This is a genomic window from Acinetobacter rudis (genome assembly GCF_031157835.1).
GTDB classification, from domain to species: Bacteria; Pseudomonadota; Gammaproteobacteria; order Pseudomonadales; family Moraxellaceae; genus Acinetobacter; species Acinetobacter rudis_A.
Map to the genome: position 1 here is coordinate 28,725 of NZ_JAVIDR010000017.1, position 18,893 is coordinate 47,617.

Annotated in this window: 15 protein-coding genes; 11 read left to right on the forward strand and 4 right to left on the reverse strand. The window is 38.3% G+C overall.

Annotation, left to right across the window (positions count from 1 at the left end; translation table 11 throughout):
* Positions 1-10: 10 nt before the first annotated feature.
* From RFH42_RS13200 to RFH42_RS13230, 7 genes are all read left to right on the forward strand, one after another.
* The gene (locus RFH42_RS13200) at positions 11-1,042 is read left to right on the forward strand and encodes a M48 family metallopeptidase (RefSeq protein ID WP_308976171.1); all 1,032 of its coding nucleotides are present in this window, start codon (positions 11-13) and stop codon (positions 1,040-1,042) included.
* A 104-nt stretch (positions 1,043-1,146) separates the two neighbouring features.
* The gene (rpe, locus tag RFH42_RS13205) at positions 1,147-1,833 is read left to right on the forward strand and encodes a ribulose-phosphate 3-epimerase (RefSeq protein ID WP_308976172.1); all 687 of its coding nucleotides are present in this window, start codon (positions 1,147-1,149) and stop codon (positions 1,831-1,833) included.
* 336 nt (positions 1,834-2,169) lie between these two features.
* On the forward strand, positions 2,170-2,634 hold the full coding sequence (locus RFH42_RS13210) for a hypothetical protein (protein ID WP_308976174.1): 465 nt from the start codon (positions 2,170-2,172) through the stop codon (positions 2,632-2,634).
* A gap of 48 nt (positions 2,635-2,682) precedes the next feature.
* Positions 2,683-4,638: a multicopper oxidase domain-containing protein gene (locus RFH42_RS13215; protein WP_308976175.1), complete on the forward strand. Its 1,956-nt coding sequence runs from the start codon at positions 2,683-2,685 to the stop codon at positions 4,636-4,638.
* Positions 4,628-5,425 (forward strand): copper resistance protein B, encoded by a 798-nt coding sequence (locus RFH42_RS13220; RefSeq protein ID WP_308976176.1) that lies wholly within the window; start codon positions 4,628-4,630, stop codon positions 5,423-5,425. Before RFH42_RS13215 ends, RFH42_RS13220 begins: the two co-directional genes overlap by 11 nt.
* 232 nt (positions 5,426-5,657) lie before the next feature.
* A complete protein-coding gene (gene sugE, locus RFH42_RS13225) occupies positions 5,658-5,975 on the forward strand; it encodes a quaternary ammonium compound efflux SMR transporter SugE (RefSeq protein WP_308976177.1) in 318 nt (105 codons plus the stop codon).
* Positions 5,976-6,004: 29 nt separating this feature from the next.
* Positions 6,005-6,487, forward strand: coding sequence for a methylated-DNA--[protein]-cysteine S-methyltransferase (locus tag RFH42_RS13230; protein WP_308976178.1), 483 nt, complete (start codon positions 6,005-6,007; stop codon positions 6,485-6,487).
* Positions 6,488-6,545: 58 nt separating this feature from the next.
* Here the strand turns inward: RFH42_RS13230 and RFH42_RS13235 are convergent, their stop codons facing one another.
* A complete protein-coding gene (locus RFH42_RS13235; protein WP_308976179.1) occupies positions 6,546-7,313 on the reverse strand; it encodes a hydroxymethylpyrimidine/phosphomethylpyrimidine kinase in 768 nt (255 codons plus the stop codon).
* An 87-nt stretch (positions 7,314-7,400) separates the two neighbouring features.
* On the opposite strand from RFH42_RS13235, the gene RFH42_RS13240 reads away from it, so the two are divergent.
* The 3 genes from RFH42_RS13240 to RFH42_RS13250 all read left to right on the forward strand — a co-directional run bounded on the left by RFH42_RS13240 (position 7,401) and on the right by RFH42_RS13250 (position 10,015).
* Positions 7,401-8,054, forward strand: a complete 654-nt coding sequence (locus RFH42_RS13240) for an HAD-IA family hydrolase (RefSeq protein WP_308976180.1) — start codon at positions 7,401-7,403, stop codon at positions 8,052-8,054.
* Positions 8,055-8,253: 199 nt separating this feature from the next.
* Positions 8,254-8,724 carry a copper resistance protein NlpE N-terminal domain-containing protein gene (locus tag RFH42_RS13245; RefSeq protein WP_308976181.1) on the forward strand — a complete coding sequence of 157 codons (471 nt, stop codon included), beginning with the start codon at positions 8,254-8,256 and terminating at the stop codon, positions 8,722-8,724.
* A 190-nt stretch (positions 8,725-8,914) separates the two neighbouring features.
* Entirely contained in the window at positions 8,915-10,015 is a 1,101-nt protein-coding gene (locus tag RFH42_RS13250) for an acyltransferase family protein (RefSeq protein ID WP_308976182.1), read from the forward strand.
* Positions 10,016-10,694: 679 nt separating this feature from the next.
* Here RFH42_RS13250 and RFH42_RS13255 read toward each other — a convergent pair.
* A complete protein-coding gene (locus RFH42_RS13255) occupies positions 10,695-11,429 on the reverse strand; it encodes a hypothetical protein (protein ID WP_308976184.1) in 735 nt (244 codons plus the stop codon).
* A gap of 454 nt (positions 11,430-11,883) precedes the next feature.
* Here RFH42_RS13255 and RFH42_RS13260 point away from each other — a divergent pair, with 454 nt between their 5' ends.
* Positions 11,884-13,206 (forward strand): MFS transporter, encoded by a 1,323-nt coding sequence (locus tag RFH42_RS13260; RefSeq protein ID WP_308976185.1) that lies wholly within the window; start codon positions 11,884-11,886, stop codon positions 13,204-13,206.
* A 214-nt stretch (positions 13,207-13,420) separates the two neighbouring features.
* On the opposite strand, the gene uca is transcribed toward RFH42_RS13260, so the two are convergent.
* Positions 13,421-17,026, reverse strand: coding sequence for an urea carboxylase (uca, locus tag RFH42_RS13265; RefSeq protein ID WP_308976187.1), 3,606 nt, complete (start codon positions 17,024-17,026; stop codon positions 13,421-13,423).
* Between the two features lie 2 nt (positions 17,027-17,028).
* Positions 17,029-18,867 (reverse strand): allophanate hydrolase, encoded by a 1,839-nt coding sequence (gene atzF, locus RFH42_RS13270; RefSeq protein ID WP_308976188.1) that lies wholly within the window; start codon positions 18,865-18,867, stop codon positions 17,029-17,031.
* Between the last annotated feature and the right edge of the window lie 26 nt (positions 18,868-18,893).

Consider the following 18,893-nt stretch of genomic DNA (forward strand, 5'->3'; position numbering starts at 1 on the left):
ATGTGAGTATATGCAAAGTGTTGAAGTAAGATTTTATGACGGCATTATAGCTAAACCCTATCAGGCGCAGCTACTCATGATTGATGCTGAACAATTTGAAGTACATTACACTGCTAACGAGCATAAAAAGATTCATTGTTTTTCTCGTAAAGAGATGGATGTATTAGGGGGAATTGCGCAGAATTATCCTGCTATTGAACTTCCTAATGACATGCGGATTGAATTTCTCAGTCATGATCTTCCAGATGTATTCGCCTTAAAACAGCAAAAACTCCAACAAAAAATTTGGCGCTTAGAGCGTAGCCCTAGCTTAATTTTATTCAGCTTACTTTTCATGTGTGGCTTTATTTTTGTGCTGGTTCGTTGGGGGGTGCCGTTTGTTGCTTATCATGTTGCGATGCAATTGCCTAAATCGACCTTAGCTGAAATTGGTAAAAGTTCTGAGCAACAGATTCTTGAGGCAACAGCGCCAACACAGCTTTCGACAGCACGGCAAACTCAAATTCGACAAGCATACTTGAATTTGGTTCAACCTGATCAACCTGCAAAACTTTACTTTAGACAAGGCAATCATTTATCTGCGAATGCTTTGGCCTTACCTAACAATACCATTATTGTGACTGATGAATTAATTCTGTTGGCTAAGGATGATCGGGAAATACTAGGGGTTTTAGCGCATGAACATGGGCATTTAAAACATCGCCACAGTTTGCAACAAGTGATCGCAGGTTTAGGCGTTGGTGCAGTGATTATGGCAATTAGTGGTGACGGCTCTGATCTGATTAATAGCATTCCGATGATATTGGCAGGTGCCAAATTCTCCCGTAGTTTTGAGGCAGATGCTGACCTATATGCCTTACAGCAAATGCAGGAGCACAATATTGATGTCTTATACTACGCTAACTTTTTGAAGCGTCTTGAACAAGAAACCGAAGAAAAGTCGAGCAACCAAAGTTGGATACAGTTATTGGCTAGCCATCCCATTACCCAAGATCGAATTCAAATGGTGCTAGATTTTAAGGCTAAGCAGAACTTACGCTGATATAGCGTGTTTGAATTGGTATTTAGTCCTGTTGGGGACTTGTACTGCATAAATAAGTTTAAAAGTTTATAATGAGCATCCTTCACTCATTTGCCAGGAAAATCATGTCCAAGCCTTATCTGATTGCACCTTCTATCTTATCTGCAGATTTTGCCCGTTTAGGCGAAGATGTAGAACGTGTACTTGCTGCTGGTGCAGATGTAGTGCATTTTGATGTTATGGATAATCATTATGTACCAAACTTAACCTTTGGTGCACATATGTGTAAGGCTCTAAAGAATTATGGGATTAAGGCACCTATTGATGTGCATTTGATGGTGAGCCCTGTTGACCGTTTAATTGGTGATTTTTTAGAAGCGGGCGCAGATATTATTACTTTTCATCCTGAAGCATCACAACATATTGATCGTTCTTTACAGTTGATTAAATCAGGTGGTGCACAAGCAGGTTTAGTTTTTAATCCAGCAACACCACTACATTACTTAGAATACGTGATGGATAAGGTTGATCAAATTTTACTGATGAGTGTAAACCCAGGGTTTGGTGGACAGAAATTTATACCTGCGACTTTAGATAAATTACGTCAAGCACGCCAAATGATTGAGATGTCTGGACGTGATATTCGTTTGGAGGTTGATGGTGGGGTGGGGCCTGGTAATATTCGTGAAATTGCAGAAGCAGGTGCTGATATGTTTGTTGCTGGTTCTGCTATTTTCTCTCAACCAGATTATCAGGTGGTGATTGATAAAATGCGCGAAGAACTTGCAAAAGTTGGCACATTAACTACCTAATTGTTGAAAGTATAGAAATACTCAAGCCTATCTAAAAATATGGAAAACACCCAAATAATTTGGGTGTTTTTTTAATAAACAGACAAATAGTGACCTGTGGATAACTTTGAAGATAACTATGTGGGTAACTGTGTTGATAAGCCTATGTATAACTTGTTTATAACTTGAACACTTTAGGGAAAGTGGTATAACTAAAAAATCTGAACAATGTCTAATGCTTAATTTATTGTTTGCTTTATTTTACATTTTCTCAAAAAAGTTGAGACTTGAAATTGTATTGTTTAGTATATGGCTAGATCTTCGTGATTTATCTAAATTTACTTCATTGGAAGCTTAATGACTGTCACTCAAAGCTACAAACGTATTTGGTTTGTTGTGCTTATGGCCTTTGCCATAGGGTGGAGTGCTGTGTCATATGCTTTTTCCCAACCCATGCATGCACTGATGGAAAATACAATGGATCAATCTGCACACTGTGTGCAAATGACCGATTCAGTAGTACACGGGCAAGACCATGGGAAGAATGAACAAATTGAACATCATGATCATATGTACGCTAAACAGGCGATGGCGCAGTTAGATCATTGCCAGTCTAGTGAAACTCACGCTAGCTCTACAATGCAGGGTTGTAATGACTGTAGTGCACTTTACTGCCAAGTTGGTAATTTAGCCGTAATACAGCAAGATATTATTTTTAGTCAGCCCATCATCACACCTACAATAAATCCTCTACTTGGTTTTTACCAAGCTCAACATCTTGTTGGTTTTCATCAAAGAATTCTACGTCCACCACGTGCTTAATCCAATTAATTAATATTTTTAATTTTTTTAATATTTATGGATTAAGTTATGTTTAGCTCTATATCAAAGACGCTTGCCTTGGGCGTGTGTTTATTTAGTTCGACTTGGGTCATTGCTGCTGTACGTGAATATCAACTGACGATTGATAAGAACATCGTTAATGTAACTGGAAAACCACTGGTTAGAATGACTGTGAATGGTCAAATGCCTGCGCCTTTACTTGAATTTGAGGAAGGTGATGAAGCGGTTATTCATGTAAAAAATAATCTGAAAAATGAAGATACTTCTGTTCATTGGCATGGATTGCTGTTGCCTGGGATCATGGATGGTGTTCCTGGATTTAATGGTTTTCATGGTATTAAACCGCAGTCAGAATTTATCTATCGGTTTAAAGTGCGTCAAAGTGGTACTTATTGGTATCACTCACATTCTAAAGGTCAAGAACAAGATGGTTTGTATGGGCCATTGGTTATCTATCCAAAAGGAAAAATGCCACTTACAGCAACTGAAACGGCTCAACGTGATTATGTGGTAATGCTTTCTGATTTTCATGAGTCTACAAGTGCTCAGATTATGAAAAATCTGAAAAAATCTGCTGAGTATTACCAAGACCAACGTGAAACTGTTGCAGATGTGTATCGTCAATTTAAGCAGCAAGGTTTTAAAAATGCTTGGCAAGATCGTCGCATGTGGAACCAGATGCGTATGCTTAAAACGGATATGTCTGATGTAACTGGATATACCTTTTTATTGAATGGTCAAACGCCTGCACAAAACTGGACGGGGCGTTTTGCCAATAATGAGAAAATACGTCTGCGTTTTATTAATGCTTCAGCAATGTCATTTTTTGATGTCCGTATTCCGCATTTAAAAATGACCGTGGTTGCTGCCGATGGACAACCTGTACAGCCTGTTTCTGTTGATGAATTTCGAATTGGTACTGCTGAAACTTATGATGTAATGGTTGAGCCAACTGCTGATCGTTATCAGATTGAGGCAGAGTCAATTGATCGAAGTGGTTTTGCCGTAGGAACACTACAAAATCAAAAAATTCAAACAGAGCAAGCCATTGAAATGCCAGTTGCACGCCCACGTTCGGTATTAACCATGGAGGATATGGGAGGGCATGCAGGTATGAACCATTCAAAAATGTCTGGTATGGACCATTCAAAGATGTCTGGTATGGACCATTCGAAGATGTCTGGTATGGACCACTCGAAGATGACTGAAATGGATCATTCAAAAATGTCTGGTATGGACAACTCGAAAATGTCAGGTATGGACCATTCAAAGATGTCGGGTATGGACCACTCGAAAATGTCTAGTATGGACCATTCAAAGATGTCGGGTATGGACCACTCGAGGATGAGTGAGATGGACCACTCGAAAATGTCTGAAATGGACCATTCAAAAATGACTGAAATGGATCACTCGAAGATGTCAGGTATGGACAATGTGCATAAAGCACAGAGTGAACAACCACCACAAGGTTGGGCCAATGCTTCGACACCATCAGGCTATAAGGCACTGACATATAGTGATTTAAAATCATTAAATCCACAAAAGGATAATCGTACTGCAGAGCGTGAGTTGGTGGTGCATCTAGGTGGCACCATGGAACGTTATATTTGGACCATAAATGGTAAAAAGTTTACCGAAATGGAACCATTACAGGTGAAGTATGGTGAACGCATACGACTTAAATTTGTCAATGACAGTATGATGGCACACCCTATGCATTTACATGGGATGTTTATGCAACTCGAAAATGGCCAGACCAGTCAGGATATGCCAAATAAACATACAATTGTTGTACCACCGGGTAAAACAATGACAGCATTATTAACTGCAGATGAGATTGGAGAATGGGCTATTCACTGTCATTTACTCTATCACATGAGTGCAGGCATGATGAGTAAACTCATTGTGGCTAAAGTGAATGATCAAGTTACTGCTCCATCTGCTCAAGTGATGACAGAGCAAGGAGGTCATCATGCGCATTAACGCCTTAACTTTTGTCATGACAATGAGTTTAAGTTTAATGACGAGCTTAGCTCAAAGTGCTGAACATGCTCAATCACATACAGCAATGGTCGATATGCCAACAACTGCGGTTTTTGATGATCAGCAACACGCTAAAGAACATGGCGGACAGCGCTATCAATTAACCACAATTGAGAGTAAGTGGACTCAAAATAAATCAGGTCAAGGACAATTACAGTCAGACTTAGAGACTTGGTTTGGTGGTGATACCCATAAGGTTTTTTTACGGTTAGCACAGGAAAAAGTTGAATCTGAGCAACCGAATTATCATGCTGAATTGTTATATAGCCGTAATATTTCTGATTTTTGGGATGTACAGGCAGGTGTGCGATATCGTCATGACGATGCAAAGGACAAGGATAAAGATCAAACTGATGTTATGTTTGGTCTTTATGGAATGGCGCAGTATTTTTTTGAAACTGAAGCATATGTTTATGCTGGACAAAATCAGCGTTGGAGTATGAATTTACATAGTGAACGTGACTTTTTACTCACCCAAAAGTTGATTGTACAGCCGTATGTTGAAGCGAATGTTGTATTTAGTGATGAATCGAAATACGCCTCAAAGACAGGTTTAAACTCAGTTGAATTTGGACTTGAATCTCGCTATGAAATCAGTAAAAAATTGATGCCATTTATAGATGTTTCTTATCAATATCAAAAGGGTGTTAAAGAAACACCATGGCAAGTTGCAACTGGTTCCAATCGAGATTGGTACTATGGTGCAGGACTTCGAGTGAAGTTTTAAGCATTAAATGAGGTACTTTCCACATGATGGGAAGGACCTCATTCAATTTAACTTTTGATGAAAATTCACAAAATAAGAGTAGTTGAAAAAATACTTGTTTTATATTTCTTGCAAACATAAAATGAATCAAAATTTACTCAATGGGTAAATTTTCTCTTTAGGAGGAACGACCTCCCCCAGCCGGGAAAAATCGTCAGGACGACCTGACTTCATTTATAGAAGGAAGGGTATCATGGCCTGGATTATACTTATTTTTGCTGGTATTTTTGAAATCGTTTGGGCTTATTCTATGAAGCTCTCAGAGGGTTTTACCAAACTTACGCCCAGTATAATCACCATTATATTTATGATTTTAAGCTTTGTACTATTGGCCTATGCAATGAAGACCTTGCCCTTAGGCACGGCTTATACCATTTGGACAGGTATTGGTGCGATTGGTTCATTTTTGTTAGGTATTTTTATTTTGGGAGAGCCCGCTTCAGCAATGCGTATGCTTGCAGCCGTGTTGATTATTTCAGGCTTACTCTTAATGAAGTTATCTTCATCGTAGTTTAATTCGAACCGTAAAAGTGAATACTCATGCAGCTCTATTTTAAATATATTGATTCACCTGTTGGACAACTACAATTGGTTGCCCATGATCAAGCATTGGTTGCGATAAAGTGGGATACTGAGGATCCAAAGCGCTTACGCTTAGCCAATTTAATTGAACACCAAACACATTCAATTTTATTAAAAGTAGAACAACAGCTGGATGAGTATTTTCGAAGTCAGCGTCAGGTCTTTGATGTGCCTTTAGACTTGGCAGGAACTGAGTTTCAACAGAAAGTTTGGCGAGCTTTACAAGATATTCCTTATGGTCAAACGCGTAGTTATAAAGAAATTGCTGAGCAAATTGGTAATGTTAAAGCTGTGCGTGCGGTAGGGGCTGCGAATGGAAAAAACCCAATCTCAATTATTGTACCTTGTCATCGTGTCATTGGCGCGAGTGGCCAGTTAGTAGGCTTCGCTGGGGGATTAGATTATAAACAATCTTTATTGCAACTTGAGAACACAAAATAATAGCTTGAGTACAATTTTGAATAAGGCCATGTTAGACATAGCCTTATCCGCTTAAAAATTAGAAGCGTTTAGGCATTTTCTGACCATTTTCTACAGGGCTTTCTGCTTGTTGTAGTACACCAAACAACCAAGTTTCAGCATGTTGTACTGCGGTTTTCAGTGCATCGCCTTGCGCCAAACGACCTGCAATAAAGCTGGCTAAAGAGCAGCCAGAACCATGGTATTCGCCAGGTAAACGTGGACAGTGTGATTCTGCAACGAGTTCACCTGCAACATAAAGTGCGTTGCGAATATAGTCTGGTGTATCTTCGTGTCCTCCTTTAACTAAAATGGCCTTAGCTCCCATAGCAAAAAGCTTTTTGGTTGCTAACTCTAAATCATTTTCTTCAGCTAAAGCACGAAGTTCTACGGTATTGGGAGTAATAATTGTGGCGAGCGGTATAAGTGCAGCAAAAGCTTTAACAAGAGTTGCTTGATTACCCAATGATCCACCACTATTGGCTACCAAGACAGGGTCAAGTACGTACTGATAATCAGGATGCTCTGTTAAAAACTCAGCTAATGCCGCGATATTATCTGTTGTACCTAACATACCTGATTTAATACAACGGATAGGTAGGTCTTTTACCACCGCATTGGCTTGTGCTAAAAGCAATTGTCTTGATGCTGCTTCAAAGCCAAAAACTTGTTGTGAGTTTTGAATGGTTAGAGCCGTACAGGCAATTGCAGCATGGGCACCACTTTGTCCAATGGATTCAATATCTGCTTGTATGCCTGCGCCACCTGATGGGTCCATACCAGAAAAACAAAGTACTGTTGCACGCACCATGGTATCCTTATCTTAATTTAACTTGTAGCAGTATAAGCAAAGTTTGCTTTACACTCGAGTGATTCATTATTTTTGGATGTTGTAGTGATTAAAAATATTCTGATTGATTTAGATGGCACCCTAACAGACCCAAAAGTGGGCATTACCACTTCGGCGCGTTATGGTTTAAATAAAGTCGGGTATGTCGTTCCTGAAGATGCCAATATTGATTGGATTATTGGACCACCACTGAAAGCTTCATTTGCTAAAATTTTAAATGTTGCTGTAGATGATGATTTAGCTGAGCAAGCACTTTTAGGATATCGTGAACGTTTTTCTGTTACAGGCTTATTTGAAAACTTCGTTTTTCCAGAAGTTGAAGCTACATTAGCCGTGCTACAACAGCAAGGTTTTCGTTTATTCTTAGCCACAGCAAAACCGATTATTTATGCTCGACAAATTATGCAGCATTTTAAATTGGATCAGTATTTTACAGAATTATATGGCAGTGAATTAAATGGTGATCGAACCAATAAAGGTGATTTAATTGCTTATATTTTAGAGCAGCAACAGCTTAATATTACAGAATGTCTAATGGTTGGTGATCGAGAGCATGACATTTTGGGTGCAAGGCGTCATGGTATTGAGACGATTGCAGTTGAATATGGTTATGGTTCTGCTCAAGAGTTAGACCAAGCTCAGCCCATGGCACGAATCCAAAACTTTGCTCAACTTCTTGAGTATTGTTCTGTAAATTAAGTACAGTGATTAAATTTACTGATTTGTGAGATCGCGTGTTTGAGAAAGCACTGTTTGAACATAGAATATGTTCAAACAGTTGAATAATATTTATTATAAAATTTCTTTAAAAAGTCGTATAGTGTGCAGCGCAAATTGTTGTGTTAAGTACATAACAGCATTTCTTGACAATAAATTTTATCTAAGTGTATTCATTTAAATGAAAAAAAAACCAATATTGGCCTCATTACTGTGTGTCAGCCTGAACACTGCTTGTTCTAAATCATCGGAGTCTAGTCAAGCAATGCAGACAGAATCTCAGAATGGCAGGACGGTACAGAAGATAAGCATAAGCCCAGAAGTACAGCATTGGGTTGGGCATTATCAGGCTGATACACCATGTAAAACCTGTATTACACGCTGCGAAGGATGTGATGGGACACATGTTGATTTATATTTGAATGCGGATCAAAGCTATCGTTTAGTTCGTGAACGTAATGCTGAGGATGAACCAGCAGAACATTTAGCTGGACGTTTTATTTTTGTTGATTCAACTAAAAATAAAATTCAGTTAGTTGGAACAGAGCAGCGTGGTTTACTTGTGAAATCGGGGGATTTCACCGAAATTTATAATCAAGAAACAGGGCAGGCGTATGAGAGTCATGACGAGTTCTTATTAACACGTAGTTAGTTTAAGGAGTAAAAATCATTTAAATAATACGTATTGCCATGAATTATAAATAAAGTGTAGTTAGTCAATTTAGAGTGAAAATATATTGTCTAGTCGTATAACAATTTGAAAAACCATTATTAAAAAAGCAGTTGCTGCTCGTCTTTGATTTCGTATTTAATGGCTGCTGTAAATATGGATAGCGAATTCTATGCGAAATTATAAGATTGATATTTTACGCGGGATTGCAATTGTTTTAGTGTTATTACACCATTTTAATATTCCTTATAAATTGCATGATACTTTATTGGGTGTGCAGGTATTTGGTGAAAGTATTACGACATTATTGGCACGTAATGGGAATTATGGCGTAACACTATTTTTTGTGATTTCTGGTTTTCTCATCACCCAACATAGCTTGCGCCGTGATGAGCATTTGGCTGAAATTCGGATCAAGCCTTTTTATATACGACGTATTGCTCGCATCATACCATGCCTATTATTGCTCATTGCAATGGTGACAATATTAGGAAGTTTGGGCTTGAAGCCATTTATTAATCAAGCACCAAATGATATTGAAGTTTCGTATGCTTTAACTGTTTTTTCAGCACTGACCTTTTGGATGAATATCCTGATCATTAAGTATGGTTGGGTGAATTATGCTTTTGGCGTACTTTGGTCTTTATCTGTTGAAGAGGTCTTTTATTTAGCATTTCCGATTATTTGTTGGTTATTAGGGCGTGGTAAAGGGTTTGTCTTATTCTTACTCGCCATCATTATTTATGCACCTTATTTTCGTCATTTACACTTTGCTGAAGAAAGTGGAGCCTATCTTTATCACTATTTTTCAAGCTTTGATGGTATTGCTATAGGTTGTTTAACTGCGTTACTTATGCAGCGGATAAAAATCACAGCTGTGACCCAAAAGTATTTGATTATTTTCAGTTCGATTATGATGACTGTGTTGTATCTATATGCTCCGATTAGTGAGGTAAGTACATGGGGTGTAAGTGTTTTTGCTCTATTGTCAGCAGTGGTTATTTTTGCATTGGCACAGCAACCCGTCTCAGATGCATCTGGTGCAATACAGGCTGCATGGGCATGGTTGGGGCAACGTAGTTATGAACTATATTTATTTCATTTAATTGTGCTTGGGTTGATCAAGGTTTTCTACTTTCCAAAGACGACTGTTCCAGCTGAAAAGTTGTTGTTATTACCGCTATTTTTTATTGCCAGTATTATGTTGAGTTGGATGATTGAAAAGTATTATTCCAGCCCTTTAAACCGTTGGATTAGACAGCGTTGGGAGTAATGTATTGTTTATCATGCAGTCCATCATAGCCGTAAATGTGTGGAAACTATTTGTTAGACATTTACTGTTAAATTTACATTGTCGGTTTTGGCTTACATGAATGGATGACTTTAACGGATTGGCTGTATGATTCATATTTTTTATTATGAACACATACAGGAACAGGAAGTTCCGAAACATAAAACAACAATAATAAGTTTTAGCATCAGGACGTGAGGCGCGACAGGAGTCATGCTTAGACCCACAAATACAAAAAGGCCCAGACAGGAAGTCTGGGCCTTTTTGTATTTAAAGATAAATAGTGACCAAGGATAGGAATGTAGAAAGGATTATTTTACTGAGGGCAAGTCCTGCTTGAATGCTTATTGGGATTTTTTATTAATATACTGATTTTAAATAAATTATATTTAATATGGAAGTTGATATCCAATTATGCAGTGAATCTTTGTCGGCTTTGGCTTACATGACTTTGTGGTTTTTGCTGGTTGGCAGTTAAATTAGTTTTTTTTATTATGGTTACATACAGGAACAGGAAGTTCCAAAACATAAAACAAAAATAATAAGTTTTAGCATCAGGATGTGAAGTACGACAGGAGTCATGCTTAGACCCACAGATACAAAAAAGCCCAGATAGGAAGCCTGGGCTTTTTTGTGTCTGTGGTTTTATTACGATTAAGAATTAGTGGTGCCCATGACTGAAGGCTTTCATAAATAAAGCGTATTGAATCGGTAAAGTGACGACATCAACGACAGTAGTAATTGGTAGGAGTAAAACATAAGGTGCTTTGCTGACCGCATTGACGGCTGCAGAGCGATCAGTGCTGAGCTCTAGCTGAATAGGTGATTTGAAAGTGTGCTGTAACTGGCTATCTTGATTAGTTTTTTTGATAGGTGATAGCGTATATTCAACACGACGAGAACAATCATAGGATTGTGTGGCTGTATTTGCAAAACAGTTAAAATTAAGTTGTTCTAAGCGCTGTTTTTCGGCTGTGCTGACTTCTGGAAGGGCTTTATTAAAATTAATTGCAAGTGTTTCATGAAATCCATCTTTTTGATGAATTCTAAAATCACCAGAGCGTGATATCCCTGCTGGTGTAATAGAAAGTGCCTTTAAATCGAGTTGTGTTACTGTGTCTTTTAAGATGTTGTTGTTGCCTTCTTGCTGATCCGCCTCAATTAAGTAGTTATATTGTTTACCGACAACAATCAATGCATTCTCATGTTGAGGAATCGGGTTTTTTGCATAACCATAAGCAATTAATGAATCTGAGATCAAGATCTTTGGCGGTGAATAATCTAGCCTTTCCATAACAGATACCGTAGCACAACTGGTTAAAGCCAAACTGGATGACACGGCGAATGCAATCTTAAAAAAATGATTAGGTGTTAAAAAATTGTTGCACTTTTGCATGCTGTTTAATTCCTTAAGTCATTAAAAAAATAACTTTATTGGTTTTTTTGCTCAGTATTAAATCAGAGTTTAGCTGCAATTTCATATATAAAACTTTAAAAGTTAATGGTATATGAGAAAAATTAAGTCTGGATAGGTCGAAGTTATACTCGATTAACATTTTTGCTTACGCATTGTTTTAGCGAAAATGGAGTGATGAAAACAGCAAAAGCATCTTGTATTTGATATGTAGTGATGATGAATATTGCTCATGTTTTAATGAGGAAAGATCGTTTTATTCACATATGACTTTAGGTTTAAATTGCAAGCATATCTCAACATCTTTTAGTCATGGTTTATACCTGCCTAAATTATATTTTTAATTATTCGATAAGAAACGAGTACAAGCTTTAAAAATTAATCCGTTATTTTTGGCATGTCGCAGTCTTATTCACTCAAGTATTATGGTTTCCCCATGCAACATGCTCCCTGCGCTCCGGTTTCTGCTCCAGCAAACTCTAAAACGCGTGTTTTATTGGCAAGTCTGATTGGTACAACAATCGAATTTTTTGACTTTTATATTTATGCGACTGCTGCAGTACTGATCTTCCCACATTTATTTTTTCCAGAAAGTAATGGTAGTGCTGCATTACTACAATCTCTAGCAACCTTTTCAATAGCTTTTGTTGCTCGTCCTATTGGTGCAGCAGTCTTTGGACACTTAGGTGATCGAATTGGTCGTAAAGCAACGCTTGTCGCAGCACTGTTATTAATGGGTATTTCGACTGTTTGTATTGGCTTATTACCTACTTATTCACAAATTGGTATTTTGGCCCCGTTATTATTAGCTTTGTGCCGTTTAGGGCAAGGTTTGGGGTTGAGTGGTGAGTGGAGTGGAGCGGTATTGTTGGCAACAGAAAATGCACCTGAGGGTAAACGTGCTTGGTACGGCATGTTTCCACAACTTGGTGCACCAATTGGTTTTATTTTAGCTGCGGGTTCTTTTCTTTTACTGGGCGCCTTTATGTCTAATGAGGACTTTTTGTCATGGGGGTGGCGTATTCCTTTTATTGCAAGTGCTTTATTGGTATTCCTCGGTTTATATATTCGTTTAAAACTACACGAGTCACCAGCATTTCAAAAGGTACTCGAAAAAGAACAAGTTTCTAAAGCACCATTTAAAGAGGTGATCTCTTTACATATTCCAAAACTAATATTGGGAACTTTAGCAACGGTTTGTACCTTGGTACTATTTTATTTAATGACTGTATTTGCATTAAACTGGGGAACGACTGCACTGGGTTATACACGTGATGCCTTCTTAAAAATGCAGTTGGTTGCAACAGTTTGTTTTGCTCTTTGTATTCCAATTTCTGCTAAATTTGCTGAAAAATTTGGTCGTAAAAATACATCCATTTTTATTTGTATTCTTGTGATTATTTTTGGCCTTTTTTATTCTTCATTATTTGTAGCAAACAATCCACTTTCAGTGTTGATCTTTTTATGTCTTGGACTAAGTATTATGGGCTTAACCTATGGTCCTATTGGCACTATTTTGTCTGAAATTTTCCCAATCTCGGTACGATATACTGGATCAGCATTAGCATATAACTTAGCGAGTATTTTAGGCGCATCTTTTGCCCCTCTCATTGCTACGACTCTGGCTCAAAGTTATGGTATTGGTGCAGTTGGCTATTATTTATGTGGTGCGGCACTACTATCTTTATGTGCTTTTCTTTGTATTCGAGAAACTCCACAGGACAAAGTTTTTCATAGCCATCTCGCCGTGGAAAAATAATATCAGCTGGGGATGTTAAATAAATGTGAAGTGAATGATTGGCATTAAAAAATTTCAAACACAGGGTAATTCCATACAGCGTATTTTCTGCTTATTCTAAAATAAACATTTTAAACAGAAGAACCTAGAAAATAACTTCACTAGGTTTTTCTGTTTTAGCCCAAAAAATCAGCTATGAGGGGCAGTGTAGAGAATCAAAAAATGGGGGGCTCAGTCATTTTAAGTAAACCAAAGGTTGTCCACTATGTACTGTTTGGCCAGCATGACAAATAATTGCTTTGACAATACCATCCTCAGAGGCTTGTACTGGTAATTCCATTTTCATTGCTTCAATAATGGCAATGGTTTGTCCTTTTTTTACGACTTGATTTTGTTCAACTAAAATTTTCCAGATATTACCTGTCATTGAGGCATTTAATGAGACACGATGATTTAAAGTAGGTTGTTCTATAGTACGTGCTACTTTTTCATACTCACTTACTTGCTCCTCTTGGTAATGTTTGACCTCGGTTTCAAAAGCAAGTTGTTGCTTCTGTTTAAACGCCAAAATACTTTGTGCTTCATCTTCTAAGAATTGGCAATACTGTGCGTAATCAAATTCAGATTCTTCGATTTTAATCTCAGCTTGCCCATGAGCAAAATCTAGCCGTAACTGTTCGAGTTCTGATTCAGATACTTCAAAAAATTTGATTTGATCAAAGAAATTTAAAAACCATTGTTTATTGCCAAATTGTCGATTCTTTTTGAACTTATTCCAAATAGGGAGTGTCCGACCGACTAATTGATAACCACCGGGCGAGTCCATACCATAAATGCACATATACATTCCCCCAATGCCAACTGTACCTTCGGCAGTGAATGTTCGAGCAGGATTGTATTTCGAGCTGAGTAGGCGATGGCGTGGATCAAGAGGGATTGCACATGGGGCTGTAAGATAAACATCACCTAGTCCAAGAACAAGATAATTGGCATTAAATAAGATATCTTTAACCTCATCACGATGCTTTAACCCATTAATTTTTTGGATAAAATCAACATTGTTCGGGAGCCACGGAGCTTTGGCACAAACACTTTCTTGATAACGCTGAACTGCATTTAATGTTGAACTATCTTCAAAGGCCATGGGTAAATGAATAATACGAGAAGGTATTTTAATTTGGCCGAGGTCACCTAGTTTTTGCTCAAGTTGAAGCAGTTGAGTTATTAGATTTTTTTGAGATATGACTAAAGTATCGTATTTAATTTGCAGTGAACGGACACCAGGAGATAACTCTAAAATGCCATGTATGTCATGACTACGAATCAGTTCAATAAGTTTATGTACGCGGATCCGAAGTGAGAGATCAAGAACATCATCGCCATATTCAAGTAAAATATAACTGTCTCCTGCTTGACGATAGACCGTTTTAGGCTCATGTGTTGTTGCTGGTTTTTCTGCCAGTATGGCTGTTTCAAGATTTTGAGGTGAATGTGGAATCGGTTCAGGGCGAGCTGTTGCAAAGTTCTCTATTAAATTGAGTTGTTCTTGTTCTAATTGATTGGCTTGTTCAATACTCAGTGGGTAAAAGGAAATCGTGTCATCGGCCTTTAGCTGGCCAATTTTCCATAGTTCTGCTTTGGCGATAGTTACAGGGCAAACAAAACCACCTAGACTCGGGCCATCTTTGGCTAAAATGACAGGAAAATCACCAGTAAAGTTGATTGCTCCAATTGCATATTCACAGTCATGAATATTTGAAGGATGTAAGCCTGCCTCACCTCCATTTTCACGTGCCCAGCGAGGTACTGGCCCTGTTAATCGAATGCCTAGACGATTTGAATTAAAATGAACAGTCCATTCGGCAGCAAAAAATTCTTCGATATATTCTGCTTTAAAAAAGTCCGGTGCACCATGTGGGCCATATAACACACCAATTTCCCATTTATTACTATAGGTTGGAATTAGGGTTGCTGACAAAGCTTGAGGTGTATTATGAGTAGATGTATCGGTATGAGGTGCTGTCGTAATAGGATTGGTTAATTTAATTGTATCTCCAGCACGGAGTATTCGCCCTGCATGTCCTCCAAAATGCCCCAGAACAAATGTTGAACGGCTGCCTAAATATAACGGTACATTTAGGCCGTGTTGTATAGCCATATAAGTGCGGCAACCCGATTGTACTTGACCAAGTTGAAGAGTTTGACCAGATTTAACCGATATCGGTTGCCAAAACTCAATTGCTTTTCCATCTAGTAAGGCTAAACAAGGTGCACCAGTCAAAGCAATGCATGTATCAGCATGAAATTTTAATGTTGGTCCAATGAGCGTAAATTCAAAACCAGCTGCTTGAATGGGGTTCGCCACAATTTTATTGGCCAATTGAAAGGCAAGATCATCCATAGGGCCAGAAGGGGGGACACCAATATGCCAATAGCCAATGCGGCCAAGGTAGTCTTGAATAGTGGTTAATGTACCCGGTTGAATAACCTCAATCACTCTTGGCATATATTTAAAATCATCTAAGAACCTTGTCCAGATCTGCATATTTTTAAAATGTGGGGCTGTGATAATTTTAGCTGCATAATCAAGATTGGTACTGATTCCCTCTAGTCGAGTTTCGGCTAAAGCTGTTTCGAGTTTTTCAATCGCTTTTTCTCTATTTTCAGCATGAACAATAATCTTAGCGAGCATTGGATCGAAGTATTGTGAAACTTCTGTACCAGTTGTTATCCAAGTATCTACTCGAATGTCTTTGGGAAAAGAGACTTCTGTGAGTACACCAGGACTGGGTTGAAAGTTCTTGATGGGATCTTCTGCATAAATACGAACTTCAATGGCTACGCCTTGTAGCTGAATATTGGTTAAATATTCCCAATCTAAAGCTTCATTTGCAGCAACCTTGAGCATACATTCAATGAGATCTATTCCTGTGACCATTTCAGTGACAGCATGTTCAACTTGTAACCGTGTATTTACTTCTAAAAAATAAAACTCATCAGATGCTGCATCATAAATAAACTCAACTGTTCCTACACTGCGATAACCTACGATTTGCCCCAATTGAACTGCGGCTTGGTGTAATTTTCTTCGTGTAGTTTCGGGTAATTGAGGAGCTGGTGTTTCTTCAACAATTTTTTGATTACGCCGTTGTAGTGAACAATCTCGCTCACCTAAGGCAATGACTCTACCATGCTGGTCACCCAATATTTGAACTTCAACATGTCGAGCTTTATCGATAAATCGCTCAATAAACACCCCAGCATCTTTAAAAAATTGTTCACCTAAGCGTTTTACACGATCATATGCTTCGATTAATGCAGCACGATTATCACATCGTGTTAAACCAATTCCTCCTCCACCAGCGGTACTTTTGAGCATAACTGGATAGCCAATGCTTTCTGCTGCATGTAAAGCGTCATCTAAATTAGGCAATAAACCAGTGCCAGGTGTCATGGGAACTTTGGCTAAAGCTGCAAGCTCTCGGGCCCGATGCTTGAGTCCAAATTCAGTGATTTGTTCTGCTGTTGGACCAATGAAAACAATATTATTTTGTGCACATTGACGTGAAAATTCAGCACTTTCTGATAGAAAACCGTAACCAGGAAAAATAGCTTGAGCACCTGTTTTTAGTGCAGCATCTATGATTTTTTCTATACTTAAATAGGTTTCTATTGGTTTTATGCCGTGGAGAGAGACAGCTAAATCTGCATCAATGACATGTTGTGCATAACGGTCTGTATCTGAATAAACCGCTACACTGGTAATGCCCATTTTTTTTAATGTGCGTATTGCACGAACAGCAATTTCACCACGATTTGCAATAAGTACAGTATTAAACATGATTATTCTCCTGTATTTGTTGCAAGTGTTGGTGTATTACTTTGCTGGATATATGCACGCCATCCACCAAATTGGCTGATATTCTCAGCATTTTCCAACCCATAGGGTTCACAAATAAAACCTTTTACCCAGCGACCATCCTGTAGTTCTATATTCCCCATGCCTAAGGGAGGTGGAATCTCTGCGACAAATTCACCAAAACGTGCGGTAGGTATATCCCATAGTTCTACGATAATGGCTTGTCCATGAATTTCATCACGGGCCAACCCAGGTTTTGCTGGTTGAGTACCATTTAGTGCATATAGAGAATATTTAGCTGCAGTTTTAGTGGTTTCAATAAGCACCGCCTGACGTGTACATAGTTGGAAATTAAGCGGCATACCTGTTAAATGTGCTCCTACAACTGCAACACGAATATGATGTTTTGATGGGTATGATTGCACTGGGGATAACGGTATTTTTTTATGTGTTGCACCCAAAGGAAGGTCAATAAAATTTTGCCAAAGCTGACCAAAATGAGCTAAGGCACCATCATGCCATGCAGGTGCAATTAACGTAATGCCAAAGGGTAATCCATCAGTTCTAAACCCAGCTGGTAATGCGAGCGCACTTAGATCAGCTAAATTGGTAAAGTTGGTATAAATTCCCAATTGGGCATTTAGCTGAATTGGGTTAGCCTCTATCTCTTCGATACGATGAATAGTTGGGGCAGTAGGTACAAGCAATGCGTCAAAATTTACTAATATTTGTTGAATTTCACGGCTTAAATTTTGTTTTAAATATTCAGCATTATAGGCATCTATTGCGCTGTATTGATAACCTTGTTGAATAATCTCTAAAACAGTCGGATTCCATGCTTGTAGATCTTGCTTGAGATAAGTTTCGGTTGCAGCAGTTCTCTCTGCAACCCAAGCACTTTGATAAAGCTGTGATGCCAACATTTCAAAAGGCTTAAAGTCTATTTCAGTGATTGTGACTGAGAGTTCTTGTAACTGTTTTATCGCTTGATTAAAGGCATCTTCGGATTGTTGATCATTAAAAAAGTTTAAAACTGAAGGCACTGCAAATTTTAATTGAGATGAAAAACGGGCAGGGGCTGTATGTGGATTCTTCCTCGAATAGCTGTCCTTTCCATCATATTTTTCCGCAATATTAGCTATATATTCAGCATCAGTAACCGTTAAAGCAAAAATTGAAATGCAATCGAGACTTTTACATGCTGGGATTAAACCATAATTTGAAAAGCGTCCTCGGGTTGGTTTAAGACCAACAATATTGTTAAAGCCTGCTGGAACACGGCCAGATCCAGCTGTATCTGTACCTAAAGAAAAAGGGACGATACCTCGTGCAACGACACTGGCTGAGCCAGCGCTTGAACCACCACTAATAAATGCAGAATTAAAGCTGTTTCTTACCGCACCATAAGGCGAACGTGTTCCGACCAATCCTGTTGCAAATTGATCTAGGTTGGTTTTACCAATAACAATTGCACCAGCCTGTTTTAAGCGTTGAACCAGTGTTGCATCTTGTTTTGCTGGTTCGCTTAAGCATTTGTAGGCAGCGGTAGAAATAAAGCCTTTAACATCAATATTATCTTTAACTGCAAAAGGGATACCATACAAAGGATATTGTTGTTGGATATGCTGTGATTGCTTTAAATTTGCATGGAGTAGATCAATTTGTTGTTGAATCTGTGCAACACTTGCAATTGAAATCCAAGCAGTATCTTCAAGGTCTATTTCTTTGACCAAGTCAATCAGTTGTTCTATTGCTATGTCATTATTTTCATAAGCCTGTTGCCAATCTTGAATTGTCCAAGCATAAATTTTTTCTAGAAACATTTTTGGAATCCAATATTATGTCTATG

What these genes read in the sequence shown, in the direction of transcription:
- RFH42_RS13255 (WP_308976184.1), bottom strand. Translation starts at nt 11,429, where the DNA reads ATGCAAAAGTGCAACAATTTTTTAACACCTAATCATTTTTTTAAGATT.
- RFH42_RS13210 (WP_308976174.1), top strand. Translation starts at nt 2,170, where the DNA reads ATGACTGTCACTCAAAGCTACAAACGTATTTGGTTTGTTGTGCTTATG.
- RFH42_RS13220 (WP_308976176.1), top strand. Translation starts at nt 4,628, where the DNA reads ATGCGCATTAACGCCTTAACTTTTGTCATGACAATGAGTTTAAGTTTA.
- sugE (WP_308976177.1), top strand. Translation starts at nt 5,658, where the DNA reads ATGGCCTGGATTATACTTATTTTTGCTGGTATTTTTGAAATCGTTTGG.
- RFH42_RS13250 (WP_308976182.1), top strand. Translation starts at nt 8,915, where the DNA reads ATGCGAAATTATAAGATTGATATTTTACGCGGGATTGCAATTGTTTTA.
- RFH42_RS13245 (WP_308976181.1), top strand. Translation starts at nt 8,254, where the DNA reads ATGAAAAAAAAACCAATATTGGCCTCATTACTGTGTGTCAGCCTGAAC.
- rpe (WP_308976172.1), top strand. Translation starts at nt 1,147, where the DNA reads ATGTCCAAGCCTTATCTGATTGCACCTTCTATCTTATCTGCAGATTTT.
- uca (WP_308976187.1), bottom strand. Translation starts at nt 17,026, where the DNA reads ATGTTTAATACTGTACTTATTGCAAATCGTGGTGAAATTGCTGTTCGT.
- RFH42_RS13215 (WP_308976175.1), top strand. Translation starts at nt 2,683, where the DNA reads ATGTTTAGCTCTATATCAAAGACGCTTGCCTTGGGCGTGTGTTTATTT.
- atzF (WP_308976188.1), bottom strand. Translation starts at nt 18,867, where the DNA reads ATGTTTCTAGAAAAAATTTATGCTTGGACAATTCAAGATTGGCAACAG.
- RFH42_RS13200 (WP_308976171.1), top strand. Translation starts at nt 11, where the DNA reads ATGCAAAGTGTTGAAGTAAGATTTTATGACGGCATTATAGCTAAACCC.
- RFH42_RS13230 (WP_308976178.1), top strand. Translation starts at nt 6,005, where the DNA reads ATGCAGCTCTATTTTAAATATATTGATTCACCTGTTGGACAACTACAA.
- RFH42_RS13260 (WP_308976185.1), top strand. Translation starts at nt 11,884, where the DNA reads ATGCAACATGCTCCCTGCGCTCCGGTTTCTGCTCCAGCAAACTCTAAA.